This window comes from Xanthomonas sp. NCPPB 1754, assembly GCF_041475725.2.
In the GTDB taxonomy this organism is placed as follows: domain Bacteria; phylum Pseudomonadota; class Gammaproteobacteria; order Xanthomonadales; family Xanthomonadaceae; genus Xanthomonas; species Xanthomonas euvesicatoria.
The window spans coordinates 1911588-1931838 of sequence record NZ_CM192982.1; the positions used below are offsets into that span (position 1 = coordinate 1911588).

Consider the following 20251-nt stretch of genomic DNA (forward strand, 5'->3'; position numbering starts at 1 on the left):
AATCTACTCACAGGATGGAGTGCTGTAATGAGAGAATTGACAAGCGAAGAGCTGTTCTTAGTCGCAGGTGCGGCAGCCGCTGCGGACGTCGATCCAAGCGAGCCGCCTACGCTGCCGCCAGTGGTTGTTAACCCGCCACCTTCGGGGCCACCGTCGCTTCCACCCTCTCCGCCGATCGAGTTCCCGACACCGCCTCCGGGAGGTGGTGGAGGTGGAGTGCCTAACCCATTAGACAAGAATACGACCACGGATCTTGGAGCAGAGGTTGATATTTTGGTTAACAAGTCAGCGACCTTAGAAGGACTTGTTCAGTTGGCGCAGGCGAAAGGTTTTCAAATAGCGACCACGGATACATATTCTCGGACCGATTATGCTGCTACGGGCGGCGGAACGGTTTACATCAAAACCTATGCCAACGCGAGTGACACCGCGTCCCAATTAACGCATGAATTAGGGCATTCACTTTTTGATGGGGAGTGGAATACTGTAACAGATCGAGCATCGGCCATTAATATGGGTTTGGCAACTGAAGGTGAAGCAACAATCTACTCCATTGCGGTCCAGAGAGAGCTTACCGCACAGGGTATTGGTTTTAACATTGCCGCAGATCCCGCCAATGTAGCTTCTTACAACGCCACATATGACGCATATAAAGCTGGCCAGATAGGCTGGGATGCCGCTTCAGCGCAAATCGGCGAGTCTTTCAGGAATGGCGAGCATATTGATGTGAATGGAACCCCGGATAATAAAAGTGATGATATTACCTATGAGCAATACTATGGGAACTATTGGGACAGTAGGAATCCCGCTGGGGGCTGATGACATAGTATGAGGATCCTGAATTTATGAGGGTGTCTGGCATGATGTTTTCGAAAAAAATGGCGTTTTTGGTAATTCTCAATTTTTCTGCGGCGATGAGTGTGCACGCTGAAAATAAGGATTCTCAATTGAATTTGGATGAGGTTGTTAGTAAATTTTATAATCCTGCTAAGCCGATCAACTATGAAACTTTCCGTGATATCGGGTTCAGTGATTTTCGGCAAGTGAGTTCAAGCCGGTCCTTGAATATTGCTTTTCGTTCAGCTGCATTGAAGACAAAGGATCAGTATGGAGTCTCCTTTGTTGAGTTCAGGGTTCCACCTGAGCTCGACAAAGGAGTGAGCTTTGCGTATATGGAATTGACGCCCGGACGTTGTTATGAGGTTTCTAAGATCAAGCAGAAATTTGCGCTCACTCCATATGTCCTGCCACCCAATCCCCATGCGCCACTCGCCGATGCCAGCAAGGAGGTCTTTTACAAAACCGATCTTGGTGAAACATCTGTGTATGTGAAAGCGAGTTCAAAGGGTGAGTGCTTGCTTGGGCTAACGAGAAGTCGAAACTAGGAGGTTTGCTGGCGCTAGCCAATTAGGCATCTATCTAATTGGCTAGCGCTGAGATAAGAAGCCGACAGGCTTGGCGTGAAACGATGAGTTCAAGCATTACATAGTCATAAGCAGCCGCTATGGGCTTTGGGAGGCGATTGCGTGATGTCACTACGGCTCGGGCCGCGCTCTGAGGGTGTTGCGAATGATGAGCGAGTAGACAAAGAGGGCAGGCACGCATGTCAAGCAGATGCCAATGAAAAACATGCCATAGCCCCGGATTTGTCCGTAGTGGGTTGTGAGATAAGCCACTGCAAGGCCTGAGAAGCCGGCAAGCACCCTGCCGAAGATCGAGTAGAAGCTGGTTAGCCAAGCGTAGTGCTCTCCTGCGCGTCCAAGCGTGACCAGCTTTGACATGTAAGCAACCAACGCGATGCCGGTATAGCTACTGGCAAGGTTTTGAAAAATAACGCTAGCCCAAAGCAGTTCAGCAGACCGCTCATTGGACGAAAGCAATGCAAGAACGAGGAGGGCAAGGGCTTGGAGAGCTGCGCCAACAAGAATGGTCGTGCTCAAAGACATGCGCTTCAAGCTAGTGCCTGCAGCCAAAATTCCGAGGAAGGCCGCTGGGATCCCAAGCCAAATATGCAGGGATCCGACCACGCTCTTTCCAATGCCAAGGGCATAGAAGAAAGGATTGATCATGGGACCCAGAAGAATATCCGGTAGGCGATAGCAGCCAATGAAGACGATGACCGCGATCCATCCTTGGAGCGTGGAGGGTCGAAGGGATATCAGCGTAGACCCCTGCTTCTTCGCACTCGCGCGATCTGGGGTGAGAGCGCTATCGGGGGCAGATCGCAGAAAGAGCGTTCCGCAGATCGGCACCAACATCAGGGGCAGCAGAATTGCATAAGCAACTTGCCAGGACAGCCGCGCTGCGAGCAAGAACACCAGACCGTCGCTCAACAGCAGAGCAATGCGGTAGCCAAATTGGTAGGCAGTGAGGAGCTTGGCTGGCTGCTGGTGCACTGCCTCTTGTTCGATCCGGAACGCATCGACTGAGGCATCCAGGGTCGCACCGCCAAAGGCTGCTGCGATGCAGCTCAGTGCAATCAGCGGAAGGCTGCCAGCGACAACGCTCAGGACAAGGCCTAGGAGAGAGATGGCGACCATGATCGAAGACAAGACAATCCAGCCTTGACGGTGCGACATGGTGCTTCTAACGACCGGCGCACGACGTTGGTCGAGATGGCGGGCCCATAGGAATTTGAGAGAGTAGGGAAGTGCGGTCCAAGCCAAGGCACCGATGACTGCGATCGAAAGCGACTTTTCGCTGAGCCAATAGCCTAAGGTGCTGCCGATCAGCGGATAGGGCAAACCAGAACCGAAGCCCAGGAACAAAAATCCAGTCCAGGCCTTGGTCGACCTTGATGTCACTTCGTGCATAGGCTGCAACTGCCTTGTCGCTTCGGTTCGTCCATTCGTATCAAGGAAGCAACGTGTCTTCCTCAGCTATTTTTGCGAAGTCTGTGGGTCTTGGTTCCCAGCATAGCGCCCGTCTTATCTCGCACCAAGCGATGCGCTTGCTTGAAGTGAGGGCGCAAGCGATGCCGGAGTGCTCTCGCCAGGCGTCGGTGATGCCCTGGCATAGCCACGAAATCCAAGATCCAGAGTTGATCACCTTCGTTCCAGTCGCTAATTGGCAAGAACGGCGGATCTTGCAGAACCAAATGACTGGCGGTTTCAGGCGTCAGATAAGCCCATAAGGCGTAGCCGGTCCAGACCCCGTCTTCGTCTTTAATCGTGACGAGCTGGCCTAGGCGAATTGCAGGCCATAGCCACACATAAGCCGCTGCGATACTGAACTTCTTGCGGTCAGTCTTGAACAGGAGTTGCATTGCCAGGCCAAGCGCCTGCGCATCAACGGCATTAGGTTGCATGGGCGGTGGTTGAGCTCAATGTTTGCGCTGCAACTGCAGCGTCCGGGAAGGTGAGCAGTGCGGCAGCGATTGATGCACGCCCGTTCAAGCTTAGACCTACCAGGTAGCTGGTGGGTTCGCAGTCGACACGCGCGACGGTTCGATGGCCAGAATTGGTGATGCCGAGTGTCTCATCTGCGACTTCGGCACCGAAGATCAGTGTTCCCCCACGCACGCGTGGCCCCTCCAGCTGGGCTGTATAGGCCATACGATGCGTATCAAAGAAATACAAGGCGGTGGACACGTGATCGCTTGCGTAGCCCAAGACAAGCCAGTGTGGTGGTAAGCCTTTCCAGACACGGCGTGAGACCGCGACCTCGGTTGCGATAAAGGCCGAGACCCGCTCGGGTCCCGACGACCGATCGGCCAATATCGACCGCACCAGCTTGATCGCTCGGCGCTTGGAGACGCGATAGGAAAGGCGTGGTCGTGGTCTCAGCCAGCGGTTGGCGGCACAAAGATGGAGAGCTGCGTTCGGAAGTGCGCGCAGGAGCGAGTTGATCTCCTCGCCTGTCTGAGAGCCCTGGGTTGCTTTGCCTTTGATGTGGTCAGAGAGCCAATCGTGGCGCTCATCGTGCTTTGTGGGCTGATCGAGCGCATAGTCAATGCGCTGTTGCTCGCGGTAGTAGCGCGCAATGAGCGCTTTGAAATGCAACGCCTCTGGGCTTGACTGAGGCAAGGCACACGCTTCTGCACAGTGATGGAGAAACGCAGCTTCCATGTGATGCTCGATCTGGATGAGCAACTGATCGATGTTGGCGATTGCCTTGTCAAAGCGGGAATACTTCTTGAAGAAGTAGGCAAGCGAGGGAAGCGAGTGGCGAACATCACGCATCTCATCGCCGAAGAAGTGACGATGCCCATCGGTGCCACGCTTCCAGGTGGGAACTGCGCGGAAGCCGCCGAAATCCAGAAACTGCGCGTTCGATGTGATGTTGTCGCTTGTCGGGCGTCCGGTCCAGAGGCGATGCGCGCGACTTGCGGCAATCTGCTCGGCAAGGCGGAGGTAGAGCGCAGACAAGTCAACGCCTAGGTCATTGGGTTTGCCGGCATCGCGCTGCGTGTGTTCGTCGGCAAAGTGGATGGCATCTTTGACCCGCAGGCTATCTTGAAATTGATCGCTGTTTGCACTGCCTGATGTCCCGAAATACAGGCTGCGCTCGAAATGCGCCAAGCGCAGGAAAGCAGGCCTGATCAGAATGGCGCACCGCTCCGGCTCGTCGGCATCGGTGCGCGCCAGGGAGAAGCCGGCATCAATGATGGCAACGATGGGGACTGCCCCATGGGGGAGTTCTGCGTTGAGGATTTCGCTGGCGACTGCCTCGCGAATGGCATCGTAAAGATAGAGACAGCCATGGGAGTGTGACCAATCATGGGCCTCGGAGACCAGTGGCGTGGGGCCGGTTCCTTTGGCGATGAGCATGCCATCGGAGCCACAGCGGCCACTCCCCCCGTGGATCGCCCCACCGCTCCCACCATAGCGATCAGCGCCCAGTGTCTGTCCGCCGAAGGTGCCGGCAACGCAGTGGGCTTCGATAGAGGTCACGGCAAAGCGCTCAAGCAAGGACGCTGAGATGCGGGCCCGAGTTGGCGCGTCGTGGATGGCTATGCCTAAGTCGTGAAACCAGCGCTCATTGAGCCAGAGCAAAGAAGCATCCGGCAGTCTTCCCACTGGAAAGGGCACGAGCATTGAGGTGCTCACGCTGGCAAGGCTCAACAGGGTGGGGTGGTTCTTGTCATCCATGTCCCAGTAGTCATTGGGCATTTTGCTTCCTTGTTTCCGCAGCTATTGCGACTTAGCGTTCGATCGGCGTTGGTGATGCTACCAACCTGACGGCAATTCGTCCTGCGGCTGCTTGGATTTCCCGAGGCCACGGGACATCACTTCTGCATGGACAGTCAGCGTAAAAAACGACACATGGCGTGAGACGTAATCAGGTTCGTACAGGTCTTATTCATTCTTTGGTATAACTAATATTTATATGTAAAAAGAGCAATGGTTGATCCAACTGTCGCAAAAAAATTCAAAGAAAAAATTAAAGAGCAAGAGCGCACTTATGGTTTCTGCTTTGCAGAAACCGTGCGCCAACGCTGCGCGTCGGTGCGGTGGCTTTCGCCACCTCGTTGCCTATGCTTCGCTAGGCAACACAGCCTCTCAAAAACCCCGTGATCAAGGTCTCTGTGCTGCCGAGTTCGCTTTTCTCTCGACAGGCGATGTTCTCCCGCTTCTTTGTGTGCTCCACAAACAGGAGTTTCACAAATGGCGATTTATCACGCAACAATGAAATCTTTCAGCCGAGGCAATGGCGACTCGTCGGTCGCAGCAGCGGCTTACCGCGCAGGATTTGATCTGCTCGATACGAGCACAGGGCTTGGTCACAATTATTCCCACCGAGGCGGCGTCGATTTCCATCAGATGCTTGCGCCGAAAGGAGCGCCCGAGTGGTGCTTTGATGCGCAGTATTTTTGGAACGCGAACGAAGCGGCCGAAACCCGCAAGAACGCGCGCGTTTGCCGGGAAGTTGAGGTGTCACTTCCGCATCAACTCGATCCACACCAACGAAGGGTGCTTGCCTTGGCGCTGGGTCAATTGCTCGTCGAGCGCTTCCAAGTGGCCGTATTGGTCGCTGTGCACACGCCAAGCAAGCTTGGCGATCAGCGCAATCATCATGTGCATTTGCTGATGTCAGCCAGGCAGGTCGGACCGGGAGGACTAGGGGAACGCGCCTGCGCTGAGTTTGATGCGCGACAAGGCGGCGGCACACGAGCGCTGCGGCAAATCCGCAAAGACATTGCAATGGTCATCAATGCGCACTTGAAAAATGCGGGCGCCCCGGCTCGGGTAGATCATCGCAGTCTCCGAGCACAAGCACACGAAGCCGCGCGTAATGGAGAGTTTGAACGCGCCCGCGAACTCACGCGCCGGCCTGGCAAGCACTTGGGCAAAGCCAAGGTGGCGGTGATGCGCAAAACGAAGTTCACCGCAGAAGTCAAAGGCGCTGGTGGGAAAGCTGCGGCACTGGCGCTTTCAAAGCTTGTTGCTGAGCACATGAAAAAAAGCGGTAGCTTCGTGCACGAGGTGCCACCATCTCACAGTCATGCGGCCGCACTTCGGGATCTGGCCAGCGCAAAAGAGTCTGGATTGGAAGGGCGCACAGCAGGTGGGCAGGGGCGATTGTCAGGCGCAGAGCGGGTGCGCCAGATCAAAGAGCGCTTGGCGCGTGCGCCAGCGCCAAGCGCGCGTCTCTACACGGCTTACAGTGGTCAGACCCGACATCTTGGTCGCGTGACGCGTCTGGCTCGTTCCTCGGGCCGAAAAGACGCGGAGGTGCTCAATGCGGAAGCGCAGCTCATCGAAGACTGGCTCGAAGCGCAACGGGAGGTCGCGCAGCAGTCTTTGGAGGTGTTGCGGCAGATCCCAGGGATCCAGATTGAGCAGGAATTTCAGCAAGCGTACGGGTCGCTGATCTGCCGGCGGGTCGACAGCTACGCCACCAAGCCGTTTCTGTTCGAGGACACGGAGATGCTTGCTCGCTCAATCAGCAAGTATGCCCATACGCTGGTGCGACCCTACAAAGCGCGTTTGGCCGTGCTGGATGCGCAAGCCAAGCTTGTTGAGCAAGAAGGCAGCGGAGACGCGCAAGCGGTGGCGAGGGCACGCCAGCGTTTGGGGAGGGCAAAGGTGCATGTCTCTCCTCGTATCCAGGCCATCCAGCAATGGCGCATCAAGCGGGCTCGAAAGGCGATGGTGGAAGCGGCTGAGGCTTTGGAGAAGAATTTTGCCCCACAGCCGATCGAGGTGCTGACGCCTGAGGCATCTGGCGATGATGCGCTTCCACCACAGGCCGAAGGTGATGCCGGGCATTGGGAGTTGAAATTCCGTCCGCCCAAGCCAGGCCTATGACGGCTCAGATAACTCTGACCGTTGACCGCGCAGCAGACCGATGGTGCGCCTAGGCATTTGGCTGGAAGCTAGGGGCGTCGCAGAAGGCTCCCGCCAAATGATCGGAACAACGCTGCCCGCCATTGGCACCCGGCGCCGAGACTGAGGCTTCCACGCTAGCGACAAAGGAGCCCCGCATGCGGGGCTCTTTCTGTTGCAGCCCGAGTGCTACGGCTTTGCGCATCGATCTGTTGAAGTGCAAGGCAAATCAACTTCTGCATCCTGAGGCAGTTGACGTGGCTTCCTGTCCCGTAGACGAACTTCTCCTACTTTGCGAAGCTGTGCTCTACGGAACAGGGGAGGCTAGATACATGGAGTTTGTAGGTAAACCCATCACGGGTGAGATGATTTATAACAAGCATGCTGCTGCCATCGCAGACTGTTCTGAGGTCAAGGTTGCAATTGCCTACGCCACGAAGCCATCCGGCGAGATCCTGCTGTTTGACGACTGCCTCACCAAGGGAAAAAAGCTGACGTTCTATGGCCGCGTCGACGGGTCATGCCCCATCGATCTGCGTATTCTCGACTGGTTCTTGCGTCGTGCATCGCCAAACTTAGTGTGCCATCTTGTGCCGCACTGGCTACACGCTAAAGTGATTTGGTGGGTGGGCCAAGGGGCTTACATCGGTTCGGCAAATCTGACCGATCGGGCATGGTTCAAGAACTTCGAAGCTGGGGTCTACATCAAGCACGAAGAGCTTGAGCACTTTGGGATGGTGCTCCAACTTGAAGCATTCTTCGATGGCCTTGCGCAGAAGTCGTTCCCACTCGATAGAGAGGAATATGAGCGTCAGATCAAACAGGAGAAAAGGAGGGAAGATCTAGTCGGCAAGCTCAACAAGATCGAGAGTGAATTCGAAGACGATCATTGGAAGCTGAAAGACCGCACACCTCCTATCGCCCCTACGCCAAATCGAAAGGCGCGCGAAGCTAAGATCGCAGCTTTCCAAGCCGAATGGTCTCGCACACTCACCTTGATCCGAAATGTTGGCGCTCGTGTTGCGCTTGATGAGAATCGCCCCAGTTGGATTTCATCAGATGTGCCTCAAGGCGTTCAAGGTGATCAGTTCCTTCACGCCTACTATTATCAAGTCGTCAGGCCTCATACTGAAAAAGACGCTTACGAACGCGAATTCCGAAAGAACCGTCTCGATCCAGAGGTTGCACTACGGAGTGGACTTGCCTGGTGGAAGGCAGGCGAATATGAGCATGAGCATGAGGAATCTACGATTTATACGTCGGCGCCGTTGCTGCACGAGCTTCTTGCGCGAGGCAGGATCACCACACTCACCGAAGGTGAATGGGTCGATGCCCTTACCCGCGTATACGCTTTTGGCGATCATGCGATGAAGATCAGCAACCCATACTTGCGCTTGGGCACCGATCCAGGCAGCCAAGCGAAGAGTGAAGCCTTGGCGCGGATACTTTGGAAGCACCAGTCTGGGAACGGCATGACTGCGCCCGAGGTGCTTGATTTCGTAATTTGGGGGAATGGCGATGTGGCCGAGCGTATTTGGCTAGCGAGCCATGATCCCGCCTACAAGCTTGCACACATTGGCACTAGTATCTTGGGTGAGGTGGTGGGTTGGGCCCGTCCGACTGACTACCCACCGCGTAACTCACGCACGAGTAAAGCGCTTCGAGCGCTTGGGAACGACGTCGATGTTCTCGTCTAGCAGCCAAAACTCACCACTGGGCAGGGCTCATTGGACACAATTGTGCGTTGACACGCGAAGCCGCGATTAGCTAGAACACCAACGCAAGACAATCAGAACAAAGACAATAAGCGCGATCCAAGCTCCTGCGCTCATGCGTTTGGGTGAGCTGGTTCTGCGAGGTCCCGGTGATACCTGATGAGAGCTGGGGCGGGGCGCGGACCCAGTTGGCCTTGGAACAGCCTGAGGCATCTGTCGCTGCATCCTTTGAAGGACTTGAGCGTTAGGAGTGCTCGGCGGGGGAAGTGGCTTGGGAGCTTGTTGGCTCGTGCTCCGAGGAACTGTATTTCCCGCTCCACCCATACCCTTGAGGATGTTTTCATTTCGACCAGCGGTAACAACAGGTGCTTTCCCGCCGCGCAATCGGAAGCGCGCTTCTACCTCTGTAAGTTGCTTGATCTGACCTGGATTTTCGATGCTAATGCCGATGCTGATATACGATATCTTCCCGGCTTGACCGTGATAGGGCGGCTCTACCAGGCCGGTCACGCTGACCCAACGGCCATTCCAGCTGCTGTTGGGCTCCGAGGGGAACTGCCGCAATGCCTCAGACCAAATTGAAAGTTTTACGGACTTGCCTGTCCAATCGCCAAAATTGATGAAGATGAAAGGCTTTTTGTTCCTGCCGTATCGTTTTTGAGTGACATCAACGATCCTGCCAATCAACTCCACGCGGCTGCCGACCTGAGCTTCGACTTGGGCAAAGTTCGCCGCATCACAGACCGTATAAGGGCTTTGGTAGGCAATGTCTTTGGGCTTGCCCTGTGGGTTGAACACAATTGTGTTCGGTCCGAGTCCGCGCTGAACACGGAAGTCGGCAAGTGTCGGAACTTGATCAAAAGGCCCATCCGCAAGCTGCGCAAGCGACTGCGCGGGAACCTTCAACCCCGGAAGGCCTAGAACTTGATTGAAGATGACAGAGGTGCCGGGGTCAAGGAAGTCGTTCCGCCGAAAAACGATAGCGCTGGGTTCGGAGTTCGAGGCTTTCCAAAGTCCCGGAGATACGGTCAGGGCCTGTAAAGCGACATCAAGTGTGATGAAAGAAAAGCGATCAAGCTGCTCGTTGAAATTGGACGCCGTGCGCTTAGGGTGCTGGAAGTTGGCTTGGCCAAGTTCAGTCGCACCACTTCCACGCAGGGCTTCGACAAACATGCCGTCATAGTCAATGAGCTGGACGGAACTACCGTCTGCGTTGACCATCAGGTTCTCAGGCTGAATGTCGCCATGAGCAATCTGCTGTGCTTCCAAATACGCGGAAAGAGCTGCAAGCGCCTGACGAAGCTTGGTTAGCGCAGCAGCATTTCCGTGGTTGCGTTCCAAAAACTCGGCAAGCGTGGTGCCCTGAGCCCACTCCATTTTGACGATGGGGTAGAGGTTCCCATCGATCAGGATCCCGCTAGGGATGAAATCGAACGGCAGGAAGTAGGGACTCGCAAGTTGCTTGAGTCGGAGTGCAATCGCCTGATAGCGCCGTTCCAGATCGTTGGATTTTTTGTGAAAACAACGCAGCGCAAAGCGCTTTCCGCCTGTATCAACCGTATAGGTCAGTGCAAAGCCGCCACACAAAGCCAATGGTAACCCCAGTCCGGTGGTCCGCAACTGCCCGGCTCTAAGCTGTGGATCTTGAATCGCACGCGCAGGCGCTTGTAGTGCTTCGTTGTATTTCTCAAGCGATGGATAGTTCATAGATGTCCGGCGCCAGTCAACGCGGCGATAATGAGGGTGGTGTCATCCCGCCTCATGCTCCCTTTGGTTCGCTCTTCTTCGACAAGGCTGACAAGCTCCTCCAACTCCCTGACAGCATGAAGTCGTTCAAGAGCAGTGGGATCACTGCGCTCCTGGTGTTCAAGCAGCCACGCGGCTAGCGCGTCTGTCATGCACAAGAGAAGCCGATATCCATGAGTCTCATAGGGCCAAACCACCTCAGTCCAGACCCCGCTGCCATCTTCAAACAAGAGGGCATTGAGATCGGGCTTGGTGCTGATCAATGTTGGATGAAGGGAGAACTGCCCCGAGCTTTCATAGGGCGCGCACGCGAGCATCTGCTCACCATCGGTGAGTGCGGCAAACGAATCGCCAATCGCCGTGACTCTGATCTGTAGCTGTTCGGCCTCGTCTTGTGCAACAAGCAGGGTGCCGAAGCTGCCGCGCTCATAGGCAGCAGCCTTCGACCAAGACAGATTTGGCGCGTCATGGAGCGCTTCGTATTGCCGCGTGGATGTGGCTATCGCATCAGACAGATTGGCAGGGTGCTCCAAGAACTGGTGCACAAGAAGCGCGGCCCAGTTCTTGGCATCGAACGATTCGGATGCGCCGTCAGACAGCACGATGCGTCCGGACGCCGCTGCCAAACGATAGACGTCTTCATTGGCTTCCGGCGTGTCCAAGTGCTTGGCAACAGAGCCGTCGAACAAGATCTGGATGGGCATGGTCAGCGCAACTGGGCTGCTCGCGTTCCAATGTCGAAGAAGTCCACGATCTCCGCAGTCTCTGCGTTGAACATGAAGCCGCGTGACTCCATGGTCGCCTTGATTCCCTTTTCCTGAGCAGCTTGTTGCAAGTGCGGGGGCAGGGGGCTCGACATCCGGAAAAGGAGTTTGGCGTAGTTGTCAGACAGACCAGCGTCCGAGATCGGGAAGGTCACTGGATCGCCACCGCTAGCGCTTACGTGCAGGTTGAACAGCAAAACATTGCCGTCATTCGTGGCAATTTGTTGGAGTTGCTGGGCAAGGCCCTCCGGATCACCGTCTGTGGATTCGCCGTCAGTGACATGGAGAACGGTAGGCGGATAGCTGTCTGGATGCGCATCGCACCAGGCCACAAGTTCAGCGGCTGCGCTGGTGATGGCATTACACATCGGGGTGCCGCCAGAGGCGCGTGCTTCAAACCAGACCGGGAACTTGATGGACTGGCTGACCAAGCCACCTGCGCCATCGTCGACTCGCTTGACCCGGTCTTCAACGCGCAAAGGATTGGCTTCGATCTGAGAGATTGGGTGGAGCACGGTATGCGAGAGCGCACCCGCCAAACCGTTCTGCGCGTCAGAGTTTGAGTAGCCAAGAACGCCGACTTCGAAATAGTTGCGTGTTCCCTCAGACTTGGTGCAACGCGTGATCAGTGTTGCAAGTGTCCGGTTGAGCACGTCAGCGACGAACTGCGCCTTGGACTTCCCATTCGTCATTACTTCCTGCATGGAGCCGGATTGATCGACCAAAAACAGAAAGGCGGTTGGGCTAGTGCGGCTTATCTCTGCGGTATAGCTCATCAGAACTCCTAAGAAGGCGAGCCAGAAGACTTCCAGCTCTTGCGAGACATCATAGCGCCAGGCCCCAGGAGCGTTCAGGCTTGACCTGTGACCGTTAGCCCACATTTTTCTTCACCTTCGATGTGTTCCATTCTCCGGTCCGGGGTCAGATCGGTGGAGGAAATATGGTCTGGAGGACTGTCCGTCTCTGTTTTTGGGTAGGCTAACGCCTGCTAGCTAAGTGTCCCGAAAGACAAAAGCTTTGGCTGCGCTTGAGCTCGGTTATATGCTTCTGACAGGGAGGCGAAGGAAGGGCGCTAGGGCGACAGATCAGGGTTTGATAGCCAATGTTCAGGATGCTTCTATGTCTCCCGCACGGTCTTGTTACTTATCAAATGACACTAAGGTCAATCGCCTATTTCGCACCAAGTGGCGATATCGGCGGCTGGGAGGAAATCTAAAGCTGGGAAGCAGCTGTGTGCCCTTCCTTCAGAATGGCCTTGTAGGCCTGGGTAGAGTGTAATAAATTTCTTCCCAAAACCATCTTGTTGATGGTGCAGAATGAGCTGTGCCTCACGCTGAAGTGCGAGTGGGATGGAACTTTAGGCTCCTACCACCGCCATTCTGCGGGTGAAAAATAAAAGGGAACTTTTTTCATGTCGTCAAAAAGTATCGCTACGTCTGGTCAGGGGCTATTGCCGCTGGATCCCCCAGGGCTCTTCGCGCCGGCCATGATGCGGGGCGATAAGCTTTCATTTGATGCCACTGAACTCTCAAAAGCTCTGAAGTATCAGGTTCACGTAGCCATAGATTATTGTCACACCTTGGAGCCTGATGACGTCCTCTGGATTGAGGTGCTGGGAGACGTAACGGTCGAAGGCCGAGAACAGGTTGAGGTCAAAAATTATAGTAGCGATCTGACTGATAGTCACGAGAACCTGTGGCAGACGCTTAACAACTGGTTGAACACCGGGTTTCGGCATGAGAACTATGTCTCCTTGGTGCTGCTTACCACCCAGAAGTTTGGTGATCGCGCGTCAATTAAGAACTGGAGCGACTGGGGCTGGGAGGAGCGTCTGGCTGCTTTGGATGAGATCCATCAAGACGCTGAGAAAAGATATGCGGATCGATCTGCCGCCCAGAAGGCCGATGGCGCGGAGGCAGCAGGGGCTGATCCGGGCAAAGGCAGGCATGCGCGCGTCCCGGATAGCTTAAAGCTGCAACGGCGCGTCATGGCCCCGGAGGTCAGGGGGGTATTGGGACAGGTGTTGGCCAAAGTCAAATTTATCACCCATGAGCCTAACCTCCTTGAATTGATTGGCCGATACAAGAGAAAGTATCTGAGGGCGGTCCTGCCTCAACGACAAGACGATTTCCTCGACGATCTTTTCGGCTTCATGACAAATGCAACGAGGATGACTACGAAGTGGCGCTTCACTAGTGCGGAGTTCACTTCGAAGTTCGCCGAGCTCACTAAGCGATACATGATCGGAACTGTTAAATTCCCGCGTCTTGATGCCGGCCACATCACGCTGGAGGCGCAAAGCGAGCATCTGCGGGAGAGGCTTTTTGTGAAGAAGCTCCTTGAAATTGGTGGCGATGACGAACTGGTTCTTGAGGCTACTGTTGATCTTCTCTGTGCGGAGAAGTACATCTCCGAGCTGCTAAGAGACCTCGCTGCATCCGCCGAAGACATCGATGATTACAGGGGCAATCAGCTGCGGATGCATCGGGCGTCTCGCTCTGCGTTGCTTCGCAGCAGCAGTCCGGTATTGTCTCATGCTGAGCGTCAGCAAGCTTCGTGCTCGTTCTACAGCAGTCGATGTGCTTTGCCGGTGGATCGATTCGGTAGCTTTGATCTTACACCGGTGGAATTTCGTAACGGCATCTATCATATGCTTGCTGATCAGGCCGATTTGCCCCCGATGCGTGACTTCCAGTGGAGGCTTTGGGAGTGACATCTAGTCCGGTTGAGCATCTGTACACGCTTCAACGATCACCCTTTGCGTTAGCACCGGTCATTCACCAGTTCTATGACGGCATGGCTCCTCGCGAGCGAGACTTATTGCTTGGCTATTTGGTTCTGCCAATGATCCTTTACCCGGCCATGCAGAAATACCTCCTTGCCGCGAGGAGCACGAGTAGTCTGCGCACGCTTTGCAACGATCAGTCCAGGCTTGTCGGTCTTGTGCATAACACACGGCGGTTTAAGGCGTTAACTCATGCAGCACTGTTGGTTTTAAAGGCCGAACGAAGCATCGAGATCACTGACGCGCTAGCAGTCAAGTCCGTTGGTGAGGTGCGTGGGTTCAATTCGGTCGAGAAGCATCTGCGCGCGGCTGAGAGGCTATCATTGATCTTTGCAGAGGCAGATGTCGTATCTATTTACAGGGTGTTGGGATTTAAGTCGCTATGAAACGCTTTATCCGCTATATCGGCGTTGTTGACACAGGTGACAATCTTCATCAAGTCAAGTTCGAGCAGGGGCTTAACATCGTCACCGGAAAGTCCTCTACCGGTAAGAGTGCAATTCTTGAGATCTTCGACTACTGTCTTGGGAGTAGCGAAGACACGATACCGGTTGGGATTATCACGGAACGGGCAGAGCTATTCTTTGTGGTCTGGCAGTTCTCTGGATATTTTTTGGTGACGGCACGAAAGAAAAAGTCTAATCGATGCTTTTTGCTTGAGCAGCAAGGTGCCGATCCCGATGCGCTGTTAGAGCTGATAAAACATCCGTCGGCATTCTTCGCCGAAAAGCATTTCATGCACTTGACGGATTACATCAAGGGCCTCGGTCGCTACTTCTCAGTAACACTCGAGAACATTGACGAGGATCCTTTTGTCAAACTTTCAGGCAGGAAGAAAGCCCCTACCCCATCCGTGCGCAGCTTCTCCTCGTTCATGCTTCAACATCAAAATCTTGTCGCCAACAAGCATGCGATCTTCTATCGGTTTGATGAAAAGGAGAAGCGCGACCAAGCGATCAATCATTTTAAGATTTTTATGGGCCTAGTCGATGAGGCCTACTTTGATCTCGTTAAAGAGCAAGAGACTGCTAAATATGAGCTAAAGAGGATTGAAGCTCAGATACCAAAGCAAGCCCAGCGTAGGGCAGCGGCGATCAGTAGATATGAAGAACTTTTGGCTCAGTTTAAAACCTTGGCCGGGGTGGACTTGACTGAGGCCACTGCGGAGCAAATCTATGCGCGCCCCTCCGAACTCCTTAATCAGATTTCTGCGCGACAAGTCAGAATTGATGTGCTTTCGAACGAAATTGATGTCAGAAGAGAAGCCCTGAGTCGAGATAGGGCTGAGGCGCTCTTTGAGAAACGCCAGCTTCAAGGCCAGCTGCGGATGGTGTCAGAATCCGTTGAGTCCGCCGCGCGGTTTAGCGTCGACATGAATACCAACAGATTGCCTGATTCGACCGAGCTCTTTGAAGCGCATTGCCCGGTCTGCGATTCTCAAACATCGACACCCGCGATTGAGGCCAACAAGCTCGTGGATGCAATTGAATGGCTGAATGGTGAGCTGACACTGTCGACCTATGCGCGGGAAAGCTTTGCAGCTGAAGGGCGAAAAATTCAAGAGAAGATTGATGCGGTTGATGATCGGCTGCGCTCGATCCTCGCCGCAATGAAGCCTATTGAAGAGGAAGCCGAAAGGCTCAAGTCGTCTAGATCAATCGACGAGCAGGCCACCAAATCCAAGCTGTTACTTGAGATTGCTATTCAGGAGCAATTGGAGAAGCCGGAGTCTGAGCTTGAGTCGCATGCGAAGCGGTGTGCGGAGGATATCAGCAGGCTAACTGAGTTGCTATCAAGGTATCGGACTGAGCACAGGCTTGCAGCATTAAGTCAGAGTATCGATGCCAAGTTATGCCAGTTTGGTGATCTCTTTAGCTTTGAGGAGACCTACAAGCCTTCGAGATTGCGCTTCAACACGGAGACGTTCGAGCTTTGGTATCAGCAAGAAGACGGCAACCGAGTCTATCTGCGGTCCATGGGAAGCGGAGCGAATTGGCTCTACTCACATTTGGCGCTGTTCTTGGCGTTGCATTATCAGTTTGCAGCGGAGTCGAAGTGCAAGATTCCACCCATCCTATTTTTAGATCAACCGACTCAGGTCTACTTCCCGGCTGCCTTGGATGACGCGGAGGATTTCAGCCCCAAGGATCTGGCCAAGCAGTCTAAGCGCGAGACTCGAGTTGACGAAGACATGAGCGCGGTGAACAACATGTTTACCCAGCTCGCCAGGTTCTGTGATCAGACTGCAAGGGACACGGGGGTGATGCCGCAGATTATCGTATCTGACCACGCAGACAAGTTGACCTTGGGAGACGGCTATGACTTCAAGAGCTTTGTTCGCGCTACTTGGCGAACAAGGGGCTTCATTGCCTAAGGCACGGCACCAAAGTGACATCAGTAGTGCAGGGCAGGGGCCCTGTCTCTAAACGGGGGCGGCCCTTCTTGGGTGCCGTCCGCCCGCTAGACTAGCCCCCCAATTCTGCCAACCATCAACAGTCACGTTGCCTGTTGTGCAGCGGCGGGCGTATTCTTTAGGGACACTCACCAGGACACGGCTCGGTTTGTTTTTTGCAGGAAGATCAAGAGGTTAGGGTGTGTTACGTTTAGTCCCACTCTCTCCGCCACACGTCGCTGCAAATCGCTCCGCGCCGTGACGCTTCCCCAACGCACACCGCCCGTCTCATCTTCTGTCCCACACTCAGCGCGATGGTCCCCTGACGATCAATGTGTCATCGGGCTGATCGCTCAGCGACGCGGTCGACCGTGTAGTGCAGATGGTCGCGCTACCGGCGCACCGCTGCCACCGCATTCAGGACGATCTGGAGCGATCAGCCATCACCTTGCTACGGGAATTGCACGCGCTTAAAAAGCCAATGAGCCAGATCCGCGTGCGGGCAGAGGTCGCGTGCCCATCACTTGCTGTGGGCGCTGGCAGTGCTAGTGCTGTATTGCCACTCCGCCTAACTGCTGCTGCGATGCATAACACTTCTCCCCTGATCAACACCGACGCGCCTGGGCTGCAGGCCGCTGGCGATACGGCCGGGATGCTCTGGACAATCGGTCATTCCACCAGGACCTGGGAGGCGTTCGTCGCGTTGTTGAGCGCGCATCGGATTAAGGCAGTGGTGGATGTGCGGCGCTTTCCGGGCTCGCGTCGCTACCCTTGGTTTGCCAGCGACACGATGGCGCATGCACTGGACGCGGCGTCGGTGCGCTATCTGTGGCTGCCCGAGCTGGGTGGACGGCGCAAGGCGCAACCCGGGTCGCCCAATGGCGCGTGGCGCAACGCGGCGTTTCAGGGCTATGCCGACCATATGACCAGCGCCGACTTCGGCGCCGGGCTGGAGCAGGCGACCGCCATGGCACGTGAGCGGCGTACGGCGCTGATGTGCGCCGAAGCACTCTGGTGGCAATGCCATCGCCGCCTGATTGCGGATCTGTTACTGCACCGGCGGTGGCAGGTGCTGCACATTCTTGGCGAGACCGCGGTGCAGCCGCATCAGTTGAATGCTGATGCGCGCCCGGTTGGGCGCGATCTGATCTATCCGCCGCGACAGGTTGGTCTGTTTTCTGCCGAGTAGGCGCTTGCGGTAGGTCGAGCCCCAGACGATCGCCGCGACCGTCGCTTGTGCGCCGAACGCTATCGCGCGGACTCACAGCACCGTTGCGTTGACCTTGAAGACCTCCACTGCGCGGGTGAGTTGCGCGGAGTGCTGTTCCAACGCATGCGCGGCGGTGCTGGCGGCTTCGACCAGGCGCACATTGTGTTGGGTGGTCTCGTCCATCTGCGCGATGGTGTGATTGACCTGTTCGATACCGCCGGCTTGTTCCTGCGAGGCGGCGGAGATATGGGCCATGATGTCGGTGACGTGCTGGACGCTGGTGACGATTTCGCCCATGGTGGTGCCGGCGGTGTGCACGAGGGTGGAGCCGTCGGCGACGCGTTGTACGGAATCGTCGATGAGCCGCTTGATTTCTTTTGCCGCATCCGAGGAACGGTGCGAGAGCGTGCGCACTTCCGATGCAACAACAGCGAAGCCGCGGCCCTGTTCGCCGGCGCGTGCGGCCTCCACCGCGGCATTGAGGGCCAGGATATTGGTCTGGAAGGCGATGCCGTCGATGACCGAGATGATGTCGGCGATGCGTCTGGACGAGGCTTCGATGCCGGACATTTGTTCGATAACCTGGCCGACCACGTCGCGGCCTTCCGAGGCGATGGCGGCGGCGCCGCGTGCGAGCTGGTTGGCGCGGGTGGCATGTTCGGCATTCTGCTTGACGGTGGAGGTCAGCTCTTCCATCGATGCAGCGGTTTCTTCGAGGCTGGCGGCCTGTTGTTCGCTGCGCTGCGCCAGCTGCTGATTGCCGCTGGCGATATCTTCTGCGGCGAAGCTGATGCTGTTGGAGGTTGTCTGGATGCGGGTGACGATGTCGGTGAGGCGGTGCACGGTGCTGTTGGCATCGTCACGCATGGAGGCGAACACGCCGTGGAAGTTGCCGGACATGCGCACGGTGAGGTCGCCATCGGCGATCGCGCGCAGCAGCCCGGAGAAGCTGGCCAGGTTGGTATCGGAGGTGGCCATCATGGTGTTGAGGTTTTCCACCATCAGGCGAAAATCGTGCTCGAACGTTTCCGCCTTGCCGCGGAGTGCAAAGTCGCCTGCGCAGGCGGCCTGGGTCAGTTCCTGGATCTGCGCGTTGATGGCCTGCAGGTTGCGCTTAACCTGCTGCATGGTGGCGGTGATGGCGGATTTTTCGCCCGGATACTGCTCGATGTCCTGGGTGAGATCGCCAATGGCGTAGCTGCCCATGACCTGGGTCATGCGCAATTGGGTCTGCACGTGGGCGTGTACGAGTGCGTTGGTGTCTTGCACCATGTCGCCATATTCGCCGGGAAAACCCTGTGGGTCGGTGCGGTAGCTGATTTCGCCGGCGTCGTGGCGCGCAGCCATGCTGCGTTGCGCCCAGATCACCTCCTGCAGGCGTCGCTGCATCTGCTGCATGGCGCGCAGCAGTTGCCCGGATTCGTCGTTGCCGGTCGCTGCGTCCTGGCTGCGCAGATCGCCGTCGTTGATGCGCTGGGCCAGGCGCAGCGACTGGCGCAGCGGCAGCACCACACTGCGCGTGAGCAGGAACGCGATGGTGGCGCCCAACAGCAGGGCGACGACGGTGGACATCACCATCAGCATCGCAAAGCCGCGCGCGGTGGCAACGGCCTGCCTGGCGGCTTGGCGGTTCTTGGCTTCCTGCAGGTCGATGAAGGCGTTGATGCTGGCCAGCCAGGCAATGAAGGCCGGGCGCGCTTGCTGCAGCAGGTGCTGTTCTGCCTGCGCCTTGTCGGCCGCATCGCGGAACGCGCGCACTTGCGCGATCAGCGGCAGGGTGCGCTGCTCGACGGATTTGATCTGCCGGAGAATGTCTTTCTCTTTTGCATCGGTCGAGCTGGCGATCATGTCGTCGAGCGGTTGCGCAGCGCGTGCGTAATCGGCAGCGAGCTTGTCGATCGATTGTTCGGCGGCGTGGCGCTCTGCGGGGTCGTCCATGAGTACGACGTCGCGCAGAGCAATTGCGCGGTCGTGGACGCTGCCACGGAAATTGATCGCGTAGCGTTGCTTGACGCTGTTGACCTCATTGATGGCGGTGAGTTGCTGGTCGATGCTGCGAACGCGTTGGATGCCCACCACGGTCAGGATCACCATCAAGACGATGATCGCGAGAAAGCCCAGGGCCAGGCGCTGTCCAATGCGCAGATTCGGGAAGAAATGCATAGGTGTTCGATCGGTGTTCCGACTGGCGGAAGAGCGGGGAGTCCCGGCAACGGCAGGGAGACGAATACGCACGCGACAGCGCAAGAGCCAGCGCAACGGCCGCCGCTCAAATGGTGTCTCGACGTGTTCGTTAGCGACCTCTAGCAGTGGAACTGAAGGCGTAGCGTCTGCCGGTTCAGGTGCTGGTGGGGCTGCCCAATGCGCCGGG

At 56.1% G+C, this 20251-nt stretch carries 15 protein-coding genes and 1 pseudogene; 8 read left to right on the plus strand and 8 right to left on the minus strand.

Features of this window, described 5'->3' with window-relative positions; translation table 11 throughout:
- Positions 1-27: 27 nt before the first annotated feature.
- Both ACCQ15_RS08505 and ACCQ15_RS08510 read left to right on the plus strand, forming a co-directional pair.
- On the plus strand, positions 28-819 hold the full coding sequence (locus ACCQ15_RS08505) for a hypothetical protein (RefSeq protein ID WP_126952882.1): 792 nt from the start codon (positions 28-30) through the stop codon (positions 817-819).
- A gap of 41 nt (positions 820-860) precedes the next feature.
- A complete protein-coding gene (locus ACCQ15_RS08510) occupies positions 861-1385 on the plus strand; it encodes a hypothetical protein (protein ID WP_014089916.1) in 525 nt (174 codons plus the stop codon).
- 150 nt (positions 1386-1535) lie between these two features.
- On the opposite strand, the gene ACCQ15_RS08515 is transcribed toward ACCQ15_RS08510, so the two are convergent.
- The 3 genes from ACCQ15_RS08515 to ACCQ15_RS08525 all read right to left on the minus strand — a co-directional run bounded on the left by ACCQ15_RS08515 (position 1536) and on the right by ACCQ15_RS08525 (position 5111).
- Positions 1536-2813, minus strand: coding sequence for an MFS transporter (locus ACCQ15_RS08515; protein WP_014089917.1), 1278 nt, complete (start codon positions 2811-2813; stop codon positions 1536-1538).
- Between the two features lie 62 nt (positions 2814-2875).
- Complete coding sequence (locus tag ACCQ15_RS08520; protein ID WP_033484430.1) at positions 2876-3307, minus strand: toxin-activating lysine-acyltransferase; 432 nt, start codon at positions 3305-3307, stop codon at positions 2876-2878.
- Positions 3297-5111 carry a protein adenylyltransferase SelO family protein gene (locus ACCQ15_RS08525; RefSeq protein WP_041469590.1) on the minus strand — a complete coding sequence of 605 codons (1815 nt, stop codon included), beginning with the start codon at positions 5109-5111 and terminating at the stop codon, positions 3297-3299. The genes ACCQ15_RS08520 and ACCQ15_RS08525 overlap by 11 nt, the downstream gene beginning before the upstream one ends.
- Before the next feature lie 516 nt (positions 5112-5627).
- On the opposite strand from ACCQ15_RS08525, the pseudogene ACCQ15_RS08530 reads away from it, so the two are divergent.
- Positions 5628-6167, plus strand: a pseudogene (locus ACCQ15_RS08530) (MobA/MobL family protein); the annotation flags it as partial.
- Here ACCQ15_RS08530 and ACCQ15_RS08535 read toward each other — a convergent pair.
- Entirely contained in the window at positions 6060-6284 is a 225-nt protein-coding gene (locus ACCQ15_RS08535; RefSeq protein WP_005916796.1) for a hypothetical protein, read from the minus strand. The pseudogene ACCQ15_RS08530 and the gene ACCQ15_RS08535 overlap by 108 nt on opposite strands.
- A 1181-nt stretch (positions 6285-7465) precedes the next feature.
- Here ACCQ15_RS08535 and ACCQ15_RS08540 point away from each other — a divergent pair.
- Positions 7466-8965 carry an anti-phage END nuclease gene (locus ACCQ15_RS08540; protein WP_016849092.1) on the plus strand — a complete coding sequence of 500 codons (1500 nt, stop codon included), beginning with the start codon at positions 7466-7468 and terminating at the stop codon, positions 8963-8965.
- Positions 8966-9031: 66 nt separating this feature from the next.
- Here the strand turns inward: ACCQ15_RS08540 and ACCQ15_RS08545 are convergent, their stop codons facing one another.
- From ACCQ15_RS08545 to ACCQ15_RS08555, 3 genes are read right to left on the minus strand one after another with little or no spacing between them, the layout of a single operon-like run.
- On the minus strand, positions 9032-10690 hold the full coding sequence (locus ACCQ15_RS08545) for a hypothetical protein (RefSeq protein ID WP_005917807.1): 1659 nt from the start codon (positions 10688-10690) through the stop codon (positions 9032-9034).
- Positions 10687-11433 carry a hypothetical protein gene (locus tag ACCQ15_RS08550; protein ID WP_041469595.1) on the minus strand — a complete coding sequence of 249 codons (747 nt, stop codon included), beginning with the start codon at positions 11431-11433 and terminating at the stop codon, positions 10687-10689. The genes ACCQ15_RS08545 and ACCQ15_RS08550 overlap by 4 nt, the downstream gene beginning before the upstream one ends.
- 2 nt (positions 11434-11435) lie before the next feature.
- A complete protein-coding gene (locus tag ACCQ15_RS08555; protein WP_007971690.1) occupies positions 11436-12269 on the minus strand; it encodes a vWA domain-containing protein in 834 nt (277 codons plus the stop codon).
- A 635-nt stretch (positions 12270-12904) separates the two neighbouring features.
- Here ACCQ15_RS08555 and ACCQ15_RS08560 point away from each other — a divergent pair.
- The 4 genes from ACCQ15_RS08560 to ACCQ15_RS08575 all read left to right on the plus strand — a co-directional run bounded on the left by ACCQ15_RS08560 (position 12905) and on the right by ACCQ15_RS08575 (position 17859).
- Positions 12905-14206, plus strand: coding sequence for a hypothetical protein (locus ACCQ15_RS08560; protein WP_202944980.1), 1302 nt, complete (start codon positions 12905-12907; stop codon positions 14204-14206).
- A complete protein-coding gene (locus ACCQ15_RS08565) occupies positions 14203-14664 on the plus strand; it encodes a three component ABC system middle component (RefSeq protein WP_041469597.1) in 462 nt (153 codons plus the stop codon). The genes ACCQ15_RS08560 and ACCQ15_RS08565 overlap by 4 nt, the downstream gene beginning before the upstream one ends.
- Positions 14661-16652 (plus strand): DUF3732 domain-containing protein, encoded by a 1992-nt coding sequence (locus tag ACCQ15_RS08570; protein WP_041469599.1) that lies wholly within the window; start codon positions 14661-14663, stop codon positions 16650-16652. Before ACCQ15_RS08565 ends, ACCQ15_RS08570 begins: the two co-directional genes overlap by 4 nt.
- Positions 16653-17253: 601 nt before the next feature.
- Entirely contained in the window at positions 17254-17859 is a 606-nt protein-coding gene (locus ACCQ15_RS08575) for a DUF488 domain-containing protein (RefSeq protein ID WP_372381553.1), read from the plus strand.
- Between the two features lie 72 nt (positions 17860-17931).
- On the opposite strand, the gene ACCQ15_RS08580 is transcribed toward ACCQ15_RS08575, so the two are convergent.
- Positions 17932-20043, minus strand: coding sequence for a methyl-accepting chemotaxis protein (locus ACCQ15_RS08580; RefSeq protein ID WP_136733795.1), 2112 nt, complete (start codon positions 20041-20043; stop codon positions 17932-17934).
- Positions 20044-20251: the final 208 nt, after the last annotated feature.

Bases quoted from the DNA above. Each gene is read 5' to 3' on its own strand.
- ACCQ15_RS08575 (WP_372381553.1), top strand. From the start codon at position 17,254: ATGCATAACACTTCTCCCCTGATCAACACCGACGCGCCTGGGCTGCAG.
- ACCQ15_RS08510 (WP_014089916.1), top strand. From the start codon at position 861: ATGATGTTTTCGAAAAAAATGGCGTTTTTGGTAATTCTCAATTTTTCT.
- ACCQ15_RS08550 (WP_041469595.1), bottom strand. From the start codon at position 11,433: ATGCCCATCCAGATCTTGTTCGACGGCTCTGTTGCCAAGCACTTGGAC.
- ACCQ15_RS08560 (WP_202944980.1), top strand. From the start codon at position 12,905: ATGTCGTCAAAAAGTATCGCTACGTCTGGTCAGGGGCTATTGCCGCTG.
- ACCQ15_RS08520 (WP_033484430.1), bottom strand. From the start codon at position 3,307: ATGCAACCTAATGCCGTTGATGCGCAGGCGCTTGGCCTGGCAATGCAA.
- ACCQ15_RS08555 (WP_007971690.1), bottom strand. From the start codon at position 12,269: ATGAGCTATACCGCAGAGATAAGCCGCACTAGCCCAACCGCCTTTCTG.
- ACCQ15_RS08545 (WP_005917807.1), bottom strand. From the start codon at position 10,690: ATGAACTATCCATCGCTTGAGAAATACAACGAAGCACTACAAGCGCCT.
- ACCQ15_RS08525 (WP_041469590.1), bottom strand. From the start codon at position 5,111: ATGCCCAATGACTACTGGGACATGGATGACAAGAACCACCCCACCCTG.
- ACCQ15_RS08515 (WP_014089917.1), bottom strand. From the start codon at position 2,813: ATGCACGAAGTGACATCAAGGTCGACCAAGGCCTGGACTGGATTTTTG.
- ACCQ15_RS08570 (WP_041469599.1), top strand. From the start codon at position 14,661: ATGAAACGCTTTATCCGCTATATCGGCGTTGTTGACACAGGTGACAAT.
- ACCQ15_RS08505 (WP_126952882.1), top strand. From the start codon at position 28: ATGAGAGAATTGACAAGCGAAGAGCTGTTCTTAGTCGCAGGTGCGGCA.
- ACCQ15_RS08580 (WP_136733795.1), bottom strand. From the start codon at position 20,043: ATGCATTTCTTCCCGAATCTGCGCATTGGACAGCGCCTGGCCCTGGGC.